The sequence below is a fragment of the Agrococcus jejuensis genome (assembly GCF_007679035.1).
GTDB classification, from domain to species: domain Bacteria; phylum Actinomycetota; class Actinomycetes; order Actinomycetales; family Microbacteriaceae; genus Agrococcus; species Agrococcus jejuensis_A.
Window position 1 is genome coordinate 615048 of record NZ_VEFR01000002.1, and the last position, 14458, is coordinate 629505.

Here is a 14458-nt window from a genome sequence, read left to right on the forward strand (position 1 = left end):
CGCGCTCGTCGTCGGCGCGAGCCTACGACCCCGTCGCTGTACGCCGTCTCGGGCACCACGGATGGGGCGCAGCAGGCCGAGTAGCGGCGTCCCACGACCGTCGGCAGCGCTCCGTCTGGCATGGTCGAGGTCGTGGACGCATCGATGCGAGTGCTCGTGGCACCGGACAAGCTCAAGGGCACGCTCACGGCAGCTGAGGCGGCGGACGCGATCGCGGCGGGCGTGCTCGCCACGCATCCGGATGCGACCGTGCGGCGGCTGCCGTTCGCCGACGGCGGCGAGGGCACCGTGGACGCCGTGATCGCCGCTGGCGCCGAGGCGCGCGTCGACCGCGTGACCGGCCCGCTCGGCGATCCCGTCGACGCTCGCTGGGCGCTGCTCGGCGACACCGCCGTCATCGAGATGGCGGCTGCGAGCGGTCTGCCGCTCGTCTCGCCGACGCCGGCGACGGCGCTCGACGCCCACACCGAGGGCACCGGCGAGCTCGTGCGCATCGCCGTCGCCGCGGGCGCGCGTCGCGTGCTGCTGGGCGTCGGAGGCTCGGCGTCGACCGACGGCGGTGCGGGGGCACTGCGGGCGCTCGGGGTGCGGCTGCTGGATGCGGACGGCCGCTCCGTCGCCGGTGGTGGCGGCTCGCTGCCGTCGATCGCATCGGTCGATGCCTCGTCGGCACGCGCCCTCCTGGCAGGCGTGGAGGTGGTGCTGTGCAGCGACGTCGCGAACCCGTTCGTCGGCGAACGCGGCGCAGCGCACGTCTTCGGGCCGCAGAAGGGGGCCGACGCCGCCGCGGTGGAGCGACTCGACGAGGGGCTGCGCCGGTTCGCCCGCGTCGTCCACGCGGCGACCGACGTCGACCTCGAGACCGCCGACTGGGGCGGCTCCGGCGGCGGGATCGCCGGCGGGCTCGTCGCCGTGCTCGGGGCGACGGCCGCCGACGGCGTCGAGCTGCTCGCCGACCTCCTCGGCCTCGACGACGCCATCCGCGCCGCCGACCTCGTGATCGTGGCCGAGGGCTCGCTCGACGAGCAGTCGCTCATGGGCAAGACGCCCGTGGGCGTCGCCCGCCATGCGGCCGCGCTCGGGGTGCCGTGCGTCGCGGTCGCTGGCCGCATCGTCGTGTCCTCGGATGCGCTGCAGGCCGTCGACATCGCCGACGCCGTCGCCGCAGTCGACGTCGCGCCGAACGTCGAGGCGGCGCTCGCCGAGCCGGCGCGCTGGCTGCAGGCCGCGACCGAGACCGTGCTCGCCCGCCGCTGAGCGGCCGACCACCCCGCGCCACGCGTTGCGAGGTGCGGTTGCTGCACTCAGGTGCTGCTGCAACCGCACCCCAGTGCAGGAAGCGCACCTCGCAACCGGGCGTCGGCGGCATCCGCGGCTCGGTAGCGTTCGGAGCGATGACCTCCGCACCCGACGCCCCGACCCTCGCCGACTTCTGGGCCGAGTACCGCCTCTGCATGTTGGCGACGCCCCGCCGCGACGGCTCGATCCACCTCGTGCCCGTCGGCGCCACCTACGACGCCGAGGCCGGGCTCGTGCGGGTCATCGCGTCGGGCACGAGCGCGAAGGCGCGGATGCTGACCGCCCGGCCGGGCACACGGGTGTCGCTGTCGCAGGTCGACGGCCGCTGGTGGACGACGATCGAGGGACCCGCGACGGTGTCGAGCGACCCCGACCGCGTCGCCGAGGCCGTGCGCCGCTACGCCGAGCGCTACCGCCAGCCGCGCGAGAACCCCGAGCGCATCGTCATCGAGATCGTCGTCGAGCGCACGCTCGGCAACGTCGCCTGAGCGCGGCCGGTCGGCCGCGCCCGGGCGACGCGGTCAGCGCTCCTGCAGGTCCGGCGGCGCGTCGCCGCCGACCGCGGGCAGCTGGCCGATGATGTCGTCGCCGCGCAGCAGCGCCTCCGCGCCGCCGTCGACGTAGATCGTCTGCCCCGTCATGTGGGAGTTGCCCTCGCTCACGAGGAACGCGAGCACCTCGGCGATCGCCTCCGGCGGCGCGAAGCCGTTCAACGGCATCGGGATCTGCGCCGCGAGCGCATCACGATCGCCGGCGATCAGCTCGCGCGTCATCGGCGTCTCGACGACGCCGGGGCCGACGGCGTTCAGCGCGATGCCCGCGCCGCCCCACTCCGGCGTCGGGCCGACCTTGCGGATCCACCGCGAGACCCCGCGCTTCGACGACGAGTAGTTCTGGAATCCACGCTGCGGCCCATCGGCCTCGAGCGCGCCACCGATCTCGAGCGCGCGCGTCTCGTCGCCGGCGAGCATCGCCTCGACGAGCTCCTCCGACACCGGCTGCAGCGACGAGAACGACGACGTGATCGCCACCCGCGGCGCATCGGATGCGGCGAGCGTCGGCCGCAGATGCTCGAGGAACTCGACGACGCCGAAGAAGTTCACGGCGCTCGTGAGCGCGATCGGTGCGGCGATGCCCGCGCAGGCGACGACGGCATCCACCGTGCCGCCCGCGGCCGCGACGGCGGCCTCGGTGCCCGCACGTCGCCCGTCGGGCGTCGAGAGGTCCGCCTCGACGGTCGCACCCCGCAGATCGACACCGACCACGGTGTCGCCGCGCCGCTGGAGCAGGGCAGCGGTGGCGGCGCCGATGCCGGAGCCCGCCCCCGTCACGATGATGGTCCTGGACATGGGTCGGCCTCCTCGCCGTCGGGGATGGGTCGCTCCCCACGCTCTCGCGTCGGGCTCCTCGCGTCGATGGGGTGGAGGGCTGCGACGACAGTCGCTACTCGATGTCGTCGCCCGCCGCTCGCCTGCGGCGTCGTCGTGGCCGCACGGTCACCCCTCGGCGACCGCGGCACCCTCGGCGAACGCATCCACGAACTCGCCGGTCGGCGGGATCTCGGTGATGACGTCCACGAGCACGCCGGCGGGGTCGGCCACGATGAAGTGGCGTTGGCCGAACGCCTCCGAGCGGATGGCCAGTCGCGGCTCGAGGCCGCCGTCGACGACGAGGCGCTGCCACTCGGCGTCGACGTCGTCGACCTCGAGGTTGACGAGGATCCCGGCTGCGGTGGCGCCGCGGTAGCCCTCCGGGATCGTCGGATGCGTCGCGTCGAGGAACGCGATCTCGGCGCCGCTCGTCTCGTGGCGCAGGCTCACGTACCAGTCGGCCGCGAACGACTCGATGAAGCCGAGGCGCTGCTGCCAGAACGCGGCCGTCTCGGCGACGCGGTCGGTGGCGATGACGGGGTAGAGACGGTGCAACATGGCTTCTCCTTCGTTCGCATACCGTCGGTATGCGGACGAAGGTACGTCGCATACCGTCGGTATGTCAAGATGGCTGCATGAGCCCGTCGATCCGTACCGAGCAGCGCGACGCCACGCGACGCGCGCTCGTCGACGCCGCATCCGCGCGCTTCGCCGCCGACGGCTACGCCGCGACCGGCCTGCCCGCCATCGTCGCCGACGCCGCCGTGACGAAGGGCGCGATGTACCACCACTTTGCGTCGAAGGCCGAGCTCTTCGAGGCCGTGCTCGCCCAGGTGCAGGAGTCCGTCGGCGCACAGGTCGCCGCGGCAGCCGAGGCGGAGACGGATGCGTGGAGCCAGCTGCTCTTGGGGTGCCGTGCCTTCCTGACCGCGTCGACTGACGCATCCGTGCGGCGCATCATGCTCGTCGACGGCCCCTCGGTGCTGGGCTGGGCGCGGTGGCGCGCGCACGACGACGCGACGTCGGCGCGTCACCTCGGCGAGGCGATCGCAGCGCTCATCGCCGACGGCACGCTCACGCAGGTCGACTCGGTGGCGACGACGCGCCTGCTGTCGGGCGCGATGAACGAGGCCGCGCTGTGGCTCGCCGACGCCCCCGCCGCGCGTCGCGCATCCGACCTCGACGCCGCGATGGCGTCGCTCACGCGCATGCTCGAGGGGCTCCGCGCGTAGTCCCCGTCGCGAGGTGCGGTTCGCCTATCGAGGTGGAGCTCACCGCGCACCTCGACAGGACAAGCGCACCTCGCAACGAGAAGCGCACCTCGCAGAGAGAGGCGCACCTCGCAGAGAGAGGCGCACCTCGCAGAGAGAGGCGCACCTCGCAGCGAGAAGTGCACCTCGCAACGGAGCGGCGCGGGTCAGCGCGCGAGCACCTCGTGAGCCGCGGCGAGCACCGCATCCGTCGTCATGCCGCGGCGAGCCATGACCTGGTCGCCGGCGCCCGACTCGCCGAACTCGTCGATCGACACGACGCGGCCGTCGAGGCCCACCCAGCGCCACCATGCGTCGCCGCGGCCGGCCTCGACCGCCACGCGAGCGCGCAGCGTCGGCGGCAGCACCTCGTCGCGCCACTCGGCCGGCGCCGACGAGAACCATTCGACGCACGGCATCGAGACGACGCGAGCCGCGACGCCCTCCGCAGCCAGCGCCTGAGCGGCAGCGAGCGCCAGCTGCACCTCGGAGCCCGTCGCGATGAGCGCGACGTCCGACCCGTCGCCGTGCTGCCATGCCACGTAGCCGCCGTGCGCGACCGACTCGTCGAGGTCTGCCCGCGCGGGCAGCACCGGCAGCCCCTGCCGCGACAGCACGAGCGCCGTCGGGCCGGTGGGCGCAGACAGGATGCGCCTCCATGCCGCGAGCACCTCGGGGCCGTCGGCGGGGCGCACGACGTCGAGCCCCGGGATCGTGCGCAGCGCCGCGACCTGCTCGACGGGCTGGTGCGTGGGGCCATCCTCGCCGACCGCGACCGAGTCGTGCGTGTAGACGTGGATCGCGGGGAGGCCCATGAGCGCCTGCAGGCGCAGCGCCGGGCGCTGGTAGTCGCTGAACGCGAGGTACGTGGATGCGTACGGGCGCCACAGCCCGTGCAGCGCGATGCCCGAGAGGATCGCCGCCATCGCGTGCTCGCGGACGCCGAAGTGCACGAAGTCGCCGCCGGGGTTCGCGCGCGACATGGCCTCGCCCGGCACGGCGACGCTCGTCGAGCCCGACAGGTCGGCCGAGCCGCCGAAGAGGCCGCCCCACTGCTGCAGCGCCTGCAGCACCGCGCCGTTCGTCGCGCGGGTCGCGACCGACGCGCCCTCCGCGGGCGCCTCGACCGCGTCGAGCTCCGCGAGCCCCGCCTCCATCGCGAGCGCGCCCGCGAATCCGCCGTCGGTGTGCCAGCCGGCCACGCCCGAGCAGCGGCGCATCATGACGCGACCGGGCGCCGACTCCATCCAGGCCGCGTACGCGTCGCGCCACTCGCCGTGCAGGCGCGCGCCGCGCTCGAGCGCGCGCCGCGTGACCGTGAGCACCTCGGGCGTCACGAGGTCGTCGAGGGATGCGTCGGCAGCGATGCCGAGCGCGGTCTTCACGGCCGCGACCTCGGCGTCGCCGAACCCGCCGGAGTGCGCGGCGGGCGTGCCGCCGATCACGCGCGAGGGCCAGCCGATCGTCGAGCGCACGGCGACGAGCGTCGGGCGGCCGGTGCGCTCCTTCGCGGCCGACAGCACGCGCTCGATCTCGGCCAGGTCGCGGAAGTCCTCGATCTCGAGCACGCGCCACCCGTAGGCGGCGTAGCGAGCACGCACGTCCTCGTCGAACGCGACGTCGGTGCCGCCGTCGATCGTGATGCGGTTGTCGTCCCAGATGAGCACGAGGTTCTCGAGGCCGAGGGTGCCCGCGAGGCTCGACGCCTCGCCTGACACGCCCTCCTGCAGGCAGCCGTCGCCCGCGAGCACGAACACCGTCGGGTCGAAGACGCCCGTGCCGGCGCCGTGCAGCGCCTCGTCGCGGCGGGCGGCGAGCGCGATGCCGACCGCCGACGCGACGCCCTGCCCGAGCGGACCCGTCGACATCTCGACGCCTGCCGTGTGCCCGAGCTCGGGGTGGCCGGGCGTGCGGGCGTCGAGCTGGCGGGACGCGGCGACGTCGGCGAGCGCGAGGTCGTAGCCCGTGAGGTGCAGCTGCGTGTACAGCAGCAGGCTCGCGTGGCCCGCGCTCAGCACGAGGCGGTCGCGGCCCTCCCACGTGGGGTCGGCGGGATCGTGGCGCAGGATGCGCTGGAACAGCACGTGCGCGAGCGGCGCCATCGCCATCGCGGTGCCCGCGTGGCCGTGGCCCTTGGCCTGCACGACGTGCGCGGGGATCGCGACGGCAGCCGCGACGGCGCGGCGCTCGGCGTCGTGGCGGGCTCCCAGCACGGAGTCGGGCAGGATCGTGGTGACGTCGTCGGCCATGTCCGCTACTTTGGCATAGAAGTAGTCGAAAGTCGACGCGGCATCGGTCCTGAGGGGCTCGCAGCGACGCAGAGAGGAGTCCATCGTGGCCAAGCACCTGTCCACGGGCTCCGGCGTCGTGCTCGACCTCATCCGCTCGGGCGAGGCGACGACGCGCAGCGAGCTCGTCGACCGGCTCGGCTGGTCGCGCGTCACGATCGGGCGGCGCCTCGACGAGCTGCTCGAGCCCGGCATCGTCGTGCGCTCCGGCCAGCAGGACTCGCGCGGCGGCCGCCCCGCCGAGGAGTTCGCCGTCAACGCCGACTCCGGCGTGCTGCTGGCCATGGACATCGGCTCGAGCCACACCAAGGTCGGCGTCACCGACCTCGTGAGCACCGTGCTCAGCGAGGACGAGGCCGACATCGGCCTCTTCGACGGCCCCGACGACATCTTCGACTGGGCCATGCAGGTGTTCGAGCACCTGCTCGCCGCGCACGGCCGCTCGGTCGCCGACGTGCGCGGCATCGGCATCGGCGTGCCCGGCCCCGTCGACTCCCGCACCGGCATCCTCGGCTCGCCGCAGCTCGATCCACGCTGGGACGACGTCGACGTGTCGCGCTACCTCGGCTCGCTCATGCCCGACGTGGTCGTGGCCGTCGACCGCGACGTCAACATCCTCGCCGTCGGCGAGTCGCGCCTCGCGTGGCAGGAGTACCGCGACCTCGTGGTCGTGAAGGCCGGCATTGGCGTGGGCTGCGCGTTCGTGCAGGACGGCGACATCCTGCGCGGCTCGCGCGGCGGCGCCGGCCAGCTCTCGGCGCCCATCCGCGACCGCCTCAGCGAGCCGCTGCGCCGCCTCGAGACCGTCGCCTCCGGCGGCACGGTGCGCGACGAGCTCACGCGCGGCGGCGCGCGCATCCGCACCTCCGCCGACATCGTGGCGCTCGTGGATGCGGGCGACGAGGATGCGATCGCCGCGCTCGAGGAGATCGGCGAGGTCATCGGCTACGCGATCGCCGACGTCGTCGGCCTGCTCAACCCCTCGGCCGTCGTCATCGGCGGCAACCTTGCGGAGGCGGGTGAGCGGTTCATCGGCTCGATCCGCCGCGCGATCTTCGGCGCGAGCCACGTGTTCTCGCGCCAGGGGCTCGTCGTGGAGCGGTCGCGCCTCGGCTCGAAGGCCGGCGTGCGCGGCGCGTCGCTGCTGGCGCAGGACGCGCTCTTCGACGCCGACCGCATCAGCCGCATCACGCGGCGGCGGGCCGGCTGACGGCTCGCCTCTCCCGCGGGTCGCCCATCACGCGCTCGCGGAGGTGCGAGCTCGAAGGGCGAGCCTCGAAGGGCCCCGTTCGCTGACGTCGACCGCAGGGATCCTCTCGAGGCTCGCTTCGTTCGCACCTCGAGGATCGGGCTTGGGGACGATTCCCCAATCAGCTGGTCGAGGAGCGCGCGAGCCCCTGGGCGAGCCCGCGTCACGAGGCCACGCGACGGCCGCTCTCGGCCAGCCATGCGCGTGGCCGCGCCGAGCAGGGACGTCGCGAGGTCTCGGGACGCGGAGGCGCTGCGCGCCTGAGCTCCTCGACCAGCTGATGGGACACCCGACACACCCCGCTTTCGACCAATAGTGTGCAGAAGTCGCCGTTTCCGAGTAGTGTCGGCCACGCCCGCGAGGCGATGACCCTTCCTCGATGACGCAAGGAGCACACGTGGACCTGGCCGAGCAGCTGCCCGAGACGGCGATCGCGACCCACGTCGCCGCCGACGACTGGCGCGCAGCCATCCGAGCAGCAGGCGAGCGGCTCGTCGCGACGGGCGTCACGACCGACGCCTACACCGACGAGATGATCGCCGCCGTCGAGGAGCACGGCCCGTACATCGTCATCGCCCCCGGGTTCGCGCTCGCGCACTCGCGCCCGAGCCCCGCCGTGCAGCGCACCGGGATCTCGTGGGTGACGCTCGCCGAGCCCGTCCCGTTCGGCTCGAAGGCGAACGACCCCGTCTCGCTCGTCGTGGGCCTCGCCGCCACCGACCACGACGGCCACCTCGAGATCATGGCGGCGCTCGCCGGCATCCTCGCCGACGACGACGCCTTCCAGGCGCTGCTCGCCGCCGACTCCCCCACCGCCGTCCGCGAGCGCCTCGCCGCGCTCTCGCCGGCAGCCTGACGCATCCCCATCACCCGATCGAAGAAGAGAGGCACTCCATGAAGATCGTCGCAGTCTGTGGCATGGGCATCGGCACCTCCGTGCTGCTCAAGATGAACGCAGAGAAGGCGCTTCGCGCACTGGGCGTCGACGACGCCGACGTCGAGGCCGCCGACATCGGCACCGCCCGTGGCGCCGCCCGCACGGCCGACGTCGTGCTGACGTCCGACGAGCTCGCTCCCGAGATCGGCGACGTCCCCGCGACGGTCATCGTGATCGACAACTTCACGAGCGTCGCCGAGATCACCGAGAAGCTCACGCCGCACATCGGCTGAGCGCCAGGTCCCTAGAACACACAGCAGAAGGGAGCCGCGATGGAGTGGCTCGTCGTCATCCTCGACTTCATCGGGCAGCAGATCCTCAACGTGCCCGCGTACCTCATCGGCATCATCACCGCCGTCGGCCTCATCGCCCTGCGCCGCAACGCCGGCCAGGTCATCGGCGGCGGCCTCAAGGCGGCCCTCGGCTTCCTGATCCTCGGTGCCGGTGCCAACGTCGTCGTCGCATCGCTCGGCCCGCTCGGCGAGCTCATCCTCGCCGTCACGGGTGCGCAGGGCGTCATCCCGACGAACGAGGTCATCACGGCGATCGCCTCCGAGCAGTACGGCGCGACGAGCGCCTACGTGCTCGTGCTCGGCTTCCTCGTGATGCTCGTGCTCGCGCGCTTCACGCCGCTGAGCTACATCTTCCTCACGGGCCACCACATGGTGTTCATGGCCCTCATGCTCACGGTGGTGCTGACCGTCGGCTTCGGTGAGGACCTCGGATGGCTGGTCGTGCTCGTCGGCGCGGTGCTGCTCGGCGTGATCATGGTCGTCATGCCGGCGTTCGCGCAGCCGTGGATGAAGAAGATCACGGGCGACGACTCGCTGGCGATCGGCCACTTCGGCACGCTCGGCTACATCGCCGCCGGCGCCGTGGGCCAGGCGACGGGACGCCGCAGCCGCTCGACGGAGGACATCACGTTCCCTCAGGGGATGAAGTTCCTGCGCGACTCGATGATCGCCACGGCGCTGTCGATGGTGCTCATCTACGAGGTCTTCGCGATCTGGGGCCTCATCGCCATCCCCGAGCAGGCCATGGAGCTGTTCGGCTCGGCCGACCCGGGCGCGTTCATCATGGCCGCGTTCGCGCAGGCGCTGCAGTTCGGCGTCGGCGTCGCCGTGATCCTCTACGGCGTGCGCACGGTGCTCGGCGAGCTCGTGCCCGCCTTCCAGGGCATCGCCGAGAAGGTCGTGCCGGGCGCCAAGCCGGCCCTCGACATCCCGATCGTGTTCCCGTTCGGCGCGAACGCCGTGCTCATCGGCTTCCTCGCGTCGTTCGCGGGCGGCCTCGTGACGCTCGGCATCATCGCGGTGTGGCTCAACCCGGTGCTGGGCCTCGCGCTCATCCTGCCCGGCATGGTGCCGCACTTCTTCACCGGTGGTGGCGCTGGCGTCTTCGGCAACTCGACCGGTGGTCGCGTCGGCGCAGCGGTCGGTGGCTTCGTGAACGGCGTGATCATCACGATCCTGCCCGCGGTGCTGCTGCTCGTGCTCGGCGAGTTCGGCTTCTCGAACTCGACGTTCGGCGACGCCGACTTCGGCTGGTTCGGCACGCTCATCGGCGTCTCGCTCATGGGCGGCACGACGCTCGGCGTCATCCTCTGCATCGTCATCGCGGTGGTGCTCGTCGTGGCGGCGTCGATCTTCCAGAGGAAGGTCGTCGACGGCGGATGGGTGCCCGGCGCCAAGCGCGACGCGCTGCTCGCGGCGCAGGCGGCCGAGGCGAAGGCTGCCGCCGATGCCGAGAAGGCTGCGAAGGCGGAGTCGGCGAAGGCCTGACGCTCGCTGCTGTCCTGACGGGCGCGCACTCCTCGCGGGGTGCGCGCCCGTTCGGCGTTCGCGGGGCGTGAGCGCGCCGCGCCCGGTGGCGTTGCCGTTGCGAGGTGCGCTTCTCGTTGCGAGGTGCGCTGCTCCTGTCGAGGTGCGCGGAGCGGTGCACCTCAGATGGAGAACCGCACCTCGCAACGGGATCGCCCGAGCCGCTCAGCCCGCCGACCCCGCATCCGCCAGCACCGACAGCAGCGCGAGGCGCTCGTGGCTGGGCGTGCCGGGGATCGCCGTGTAGACGAGCAGCGTGTGGGATGCGGCGGGGTCGACGAGCTGCTGGCATGCGAGATCGAGCTCGCCGACCTCCGCATGCACGAAGCGCTTCGTCTCGCGCGGGCGCACGCCCACCTCGTGCCGCTCCCACACCGCGCGGAACTCCGCCGACCGCTCGAGCAGCAGCGACGCGTACGCCGCGGCTCGAGAGCCGGGCCCGCGCCGCGCGGTCAGCTCGCGCAGGCCCGAGGCGTACATGCGCGAGTAGAACGGATGGTCGTCGGCCGGGTGCAGGTCGCGAGCGCCGGGCGTCATGAACCATCGGTAGCCGATGGAGCGCTCGGGTCCGCGCAGCGCCGCGAGGTCGCCCAGCAGCGCCACGGCCATGCGGGTCTGCCGCAGCGTCTCGCCCAGCTCGGTCACGATCTCGGCGGGGTGTCGTCGAGCCGATCGAGCACGCGCAGCAGCCCGGGCGCCACGTGCTCGCCCTCCACGCCGGTCGCGGGTGGCTCGTGCCCGGCGAGGCGGAACAGGTGGTCTCGCTCGATGCGAGACAGGTGCAGGCCCTGCGCGATCGACGCGAGCATCTGCGGCGACGGCTGCGGCCCCACCTCGCGCTCGAGCCTCGCGACGTAGTCGACGCTCATGTGGGCGAGGGCGGCGACCTCCTCGCGGCGCAGCCCCTCGGTGCGGCGCCGCTGCCCGCGCGGCAGGCCGACGTCCTCGGGCTGCAGCGCCCCCCGACGCGTGCGGAGGAAGTCGGCGAGCCCGGCCCGATCGAGGTCCATGTCCTCGATCCTGGCCGACCGGGCTCGCCGCATCCACGGATCGGCGATCCCTGGATGCGCCCGCGCGACCGGGCGAGGCTGGTCGCGACGACGAGGAGTCCACCCATGCCACGCACGATCGACGTGACCGTTCCCGACCTCACCGGCCGCCGCGCCCTCGTGACGGGAGGCAGCGACGGCATGGGCCTGGCGCTCGCCGAGCGCCTCGCTCGCGCCGGCGCCGACGTGCTGCTGCCGGTGCGCAACCCCGCGAAGGGCGAGGCGGCGGTCGCCCGCATCCGCGCCGCCGTGCCGGATGCGCGGCTCGCGCTGCACGCGCTCGACCTGTCGTCGCTCGACTCGGTCGCAGCCCTCGGCCGCGCGCTCGCCGAGGCGGGCGAGCCCATCCACATGCTGATCGGCAACGCCGGCGTCATGACGCCGCCCGAGCGGCGGACCACTGCCGACGGCCTCGAGCTGCAGCTGGGCACGAACCACGTCGGCCACGTCGCCCTCGTGGCGCATCTGCTGCCGCTGCTGCGCGCCGGGCACGCGCGCGTCGTCTCGCAGCTGAGCATCGCGGCGGCGAGCGGCTCGATCCGTTGGGACGATCCGCAGTTCGCTCACGGCTACGACGGCATGGCCGCGTATCGGCAGTCGAAGATCGCGTTCGGGCTGTTCGGGCTCGAGCTCGCACGGCGGTCGGAGCAGCACGGCTGGGGACTCACGAGCGTGCTGTCGCATCCGGGCGTCGCGCCCACGAGCCTGCTCGCCGCGCGCCCCGAGGTGGGGCGCGCGCAGGACACGCGGGAGGTGCGCGTCATCCGCTGGCTGTCGGCGCGCGGCCTGCTCGTGGGCACGCCCGAGACGGCGATGCTGCCGGCGCTCGTCGCCGCGACGTCGCCCGACGTGCGGGCGGGTCAGCTCTGGAGTCCGCGCGGCCCCGGTCGAGTCGGTGGTGCGCCTGCGCTGCAGCCGCTGTTCCGCTCGCTGCGGTCGGAGGCGGATGCGGTGCGCGCGTGGGATCTGTCGCAGGAGCTCGCCGGGGTGCGGTTCCCCGGCTGATCGCCGACGCACCGAGGACCCGGCCGACGTGCGGCCGGGCCCCCGTCGGATGCGTCTAGCGCTCCTCCTTCTTCAGCGCGAGGCCGATGAGGAAGAACGTCGGTGCCCAGTGTCCGGTGAAGATGCCCCACCGGTCCGACTGCGCGCGGTCGTCGTCGGGCTTGCCGCGCGAGATGAGCCACGTCGTGAACGAGAGGCCGATGGACGCGAATCCGGCGATGTAGGCGTGCTGGCTGCGCATGCCCACTCCGTGGATGAGCGCGATGGGGTCGAATCCTGCTGCCTTTTCGATGGTGGCCTTGGCCATGATGTCCTCCTGAGGTTCCTGGATCGAGCTCGCGTCACGAGCGACGACGACCGGGGGCGTGGCATCCACCGTCCTCGCATCGACGAACGCATGCGTCCCCATGGCGATCGCGGTCCCGGGGCGCTAGCCTGCCGTGCGCGGTCGGCCTCGGCGCACGTCGGTGCGCGGCGCCGCGGCTAGGCTCGCCGCATGAGCCCGAGCGCCCGCGGCACCCTCGACTGGCGGCCCGCCGCCGAGCATCCCGAGCTGCTGGCCCCGGCGGTCGCCGCCGCCATCCATCTCGTGCCCGAGGCGCTCGTCGCCCCGATCGACGCGTCCCTCGCCGACACGGCCGCGTTCTGCGAGGCGTACGACGTCGCGCTCGAGGCCAGCGCGAACTGCGTCATCGTCGCGGGCCGCCGCGGCGACGACACCCGCACGGCGGCGGTCATGGTGCTCGCCACCCATCGCGCCGACGTCAACGGCGTCGTGCGCAAGCACCTCGACGCACGCAAGGCGTCGTTCGCGCCCATGGACGATGCCGTGCGCGACACCGGCATGGAGTTCGGCGGCATCACGCCCGTCGGCCTGCCGGGCTGGCCGATCCTCGTCGACGACGCCGTCGCCGAGGCGGGCGACGTCGTGATCGGCGCCGGCATCCGCGGCGCGAAGCTGCTCGTGCCGGCCACCGCGCTGCTGCGCCTGCCGCTCGCCGAGCGGCTCGAGCTCGCCCGGCCCGCCTGACCCGCATGGACGTGCTGCGCCCCGTCGAGCGGCTGCTCGCGACCGCCGAGCTCGGCGCACGCTCGCGGCGCGAGCTCGAGGCCGTCGCCGCCGCCCTCGTCGGCGGCCTGGCAGCCTTCGTCGTGGGGCTCGTCGCGCTCGCCATCATGGACGGCGCCACGCATCCGCTCGCGGGGTCGCGCTCGGTCGGCACCGTCGCCGCTGCCGTCGCCGCCGTCGCCGCGGGGGCGTCGTTCGTCGGTGCGTACCTGCGCTCGACCGATCCCCGTCATGCGGCGACGACGCAGCGGCTCGGCGCATTCGTGCGCGTGCTCGCAGGCGGCTGCCTCACGGTGGTGGCGATGGGCTTCGCCTACCTCGCGGTGCTCACGATCGCGCTCGTCTTCCAGGAGGGGTTCGCGGGCCTCGAGCTCGACTCCTTCGGCGGAGCGATCGCCGTCGCGATCGCGTCGGGTGCCGCGGCGTACCTCGCGCATCCGCTCGGCGAGGAGATCGACACCCGCGTGCTCGGCGCCCTCGTGCCCGCCTTCCTCGTCGTGGGCGTGCTGTTCTCGATGCTCACCGCCTCCGACTCGTCGTGGTGGGAGGTGCACTTCTCGGAGCTCGGCGCCGGCGGCGGCATCTCGGGGCTCGCGTTCAACGGCACGCTCGTGATCTCGGGCCTGCTCGTGGCGACGATGGCGGCGTACCTGACGCACGACCTCGAGCGCGCGGTGCCCGAGGGCGGTCGCACCGCATGGGTGGGTCGGCTGCTGGCGACGATCGGCGTGCTCATGCTGCTCACGGGCGTCGTGCGCGTCGACATCGCCCAGTGGCTGCACATCGGGCTCGCGGCCGGCATGGTGCTCGTGTTCCTCGTGCTGTGCGCCGCGCTGCCGTGGATCGCGCCGGGACTGCCGCGCGGCGTCCACGCCATCTCGACCCTCATGGTCGCGGGCACGATCTTCGCGCTGCTGCTGTGGGTGCCGATCGGGTACTACAACTTCACGGGGTTCGAGTTCGCCGCCTGCGGCCTCATCTTCGTCTGGCTCACGACGTTCCTGCGCTCGATCGCCGCCGTCACCGACGACCGCGACGAGTCGGACCGCGCCGCCGCCGGCCGCGACGCGACATCCTGACCGTCGCCGCCGTCGTCGCGCGCAACCCCGTGGCGGGGGATGC

General features: G+C 73.4%; 14 protein-coding genes and 1 pseudogene. 10 read left to right on the forward strand and 5 right to left on the reverse strand.

The genetic code is table 11. The features are described 5' to 3' along the window. Nucleotides 1-156: 156 nt before the first annotated feature. Together FS793_RS09725 and FS793_RS09730 are read left to right on the forward strand one after the other, a co-directional pair. The gene (locus FS793_RS09725; RefSeq protein WP_260980103.1) at nt 157-1257 is read left to right on the forward strand and encodes a glycerate kinase; all 1101 of its coding nucleotides are present in this window, start codon (nt 157-159) and stop codon (nt 1255-1257) included. A gap of 137 nt (nt 1258-1394) precedes the next feature. Then, entirely contained in the window at nt 1395-1787 is a 393-nt protein-coding gene (locus FS793_RS09730) for a pyridoxamine 5'-phosphate oxidase family protein (RefSeq protein WP_144720280.1), read from the forward strand. A gap of 33 nt (nt 1788-1820) precedes the next feature. Here FS793_RS09730 and FS793_RS09735 read toward each other — a convergent pair whose 3' ends face one another. Together FS793_RS09735 and FS793_RS09740 are read right to left on the reverse strand one after the other, a co-directional pair. Beyond that, nucleotides 1821-2648 (reverse strand): SDR family oxidoreductase, encoded by an 828-nt coding sequence (locus FS793_RS09735; RefSeq protein ID WP_144720281.1) that lies wholly within the window; start codon nt 2646-2648, stop codon nt 1821-1823. Between the two features lie 147 nt (nt 2649-2795). Next, nucleotides 2796-3227, reverse strand: coding sequence for a VOC family protein (locus tag FS793_RS09740; RefSeq protein ID WP_144720282.1), 432 nt, complete (start codon nt 3225-3227; stop codon nt 2796-2798). A 77-nt stretch (nt 3228-3304) separates the two neighbouring features. Here FS793_RS09740 and FS793_RS09745 point away from each other — a divergent pair, with 77 nt between their 5' ends. Continuing rightward, nucleotides 3305-3901, forward strand: coding sequence for a TetR/AcrR family transcriptional regulator (locus FS793_RS09745; protein WP_144720283.1), 597 nt, complete (start codon nt 3305-3307; stop codon nt 3899-3901). A 185-nt stretch (nt 3902-4086) separates the two neighbouring features. On the opposite strand, the gene FS793_RS09750 is transcribed toward FS793_RS09745, so the two are convergent. Beyond that, entirely contained in the window at nt 4087-6168 is a 2082-nt protein-coding gene (locus FS793_RS09750; RefSeq protein ID WP_144720284.1) for a transketolase family protein, read from the reverse strand. An 85-nt stretch (nt 6169-6253) separates the two neighbouring features. Between FS793_RS09750 and FS793_RS09755 the strand changes: the two genes are divergently transcribed. The 4 genes from FS793_RS09755 to FS793_RS09770 all read left to right on the forward strand — a co-directional run bounded on the left by FS793_RS09755 (nt 6254) and on the right by FS793_RS09770 (nt 10174). Then, complete coding sequence (locus FS793_RS09755) at nt 6254-7417, forward strand: ROK family transcriptional regulator (RefSeq protein WP_144720285.1); 1164 nt, start codon at nt 6254-6256, stop codon at nt 7415-7417. A 418-nt stretch (nt 7418-7835) separates the two neighbouring features. Then, nucleotides 7836-8312 carry a PTS sugar transporter subunit IIA gene (locus tag FS793_RS09760; RefSeq protein WP_144720286.1) on the forward strand — a complete coding sequence of 159 codons (477 nt, stop codon included), beginning with the start codon at nt 7836-7838 and terminating at the stop codon, nt 8310-8312. A 38-nt stretch (nt 8313-8350) separates the two neighbouring features. Then, entirely contained in the window at nt 8351-8626 is a 276-nt protein-coding gene (locus FS793_RS09765; protein WP_144720287.1) for a PTS sugar transporter subunit IIB, read from the forward strand. A gap of 39 nt (nt 8627-8665) precedes the next feature. Further along, on the forward strand, nt 8666-10174 hold the full coding sequence (locus tag FS793_RS09770; protein ID WP_144720288.1) for a PTS ascorbate transporter subunit IIC: 1509 nt from the start codon (nt 8666-8668) through the stop codon (nt 10172-10174). A gap of 204 nt (nt 10175-10378) precedes the next feature. Here the strand turns inward: FS793_RS09770 and FS793_RS09775 are convergent. Continuing rightward, nucleotides 10379-11223 (reverse strand): annotated as a pseudogene (locus tag FS793_RS09775) (helix-turn-helix transcriptional regulator). 105 nt (nt 11224-11328) lie between these two features. Between FS793_RS09775 and FS793_RS09780 the strand changes: the two are divergent. Then, nucleotides 11329-12267, forward strand: coding sequence for an SDR family oxidoreductase (locus FS793_RS09780; RefSeq protein WP_144720289.1), 939 nt, complete (start codon nt 11329-11331; stop codon nt 12265-12267). A 55-nt stretch (nt 12268-12322) separates the two neighbouring features. Here the strand turns inward: FS793_RS09780 and FS793_RS09785 are convergent, their stop codons facing one another. Next, nucleotides 12323-12574, reverse strand: a complete 252-nt coding sequence (locus FS793_RS09785; RefSeq protein ID WP_144720290.1) for a hypothetical protein — start codon at nt 12572-12574, stop codon at nt 12323-12325. A 189-nt stretch (nt 12575-12763) separates the two neighbouring features. On the opposite strand from FS793_RS09785, the gene FS793_RS09790 reads away from it, so the two are divergent. Next, nucleotides 12764-13297, forward strand: a complete 534-nt coding sequence (locus FS793_RS09790; protein WP_144720291.1) for a YbaK/EbsC family protein — start codon at nt 12764-12766, stop codon at nt 13295-13297. A gap of 5 nt (nt 13298-13302) precedes the next feature. Next, nucleotides 13303-14415 carry a DUF998 domain-containing protein gene (locus FS793_RS09795; RefSeq protein ID WP_144720292.1) on the forward strand — a complete coding sequence of 371 codons (1113 nt, stop codon included), beginning with the start codon at nt 13303-13305 and terminating at the stop codon, nt 14413-14415. Nucleotides 14416-14458 lie beyond the last annotated feature (43 nt).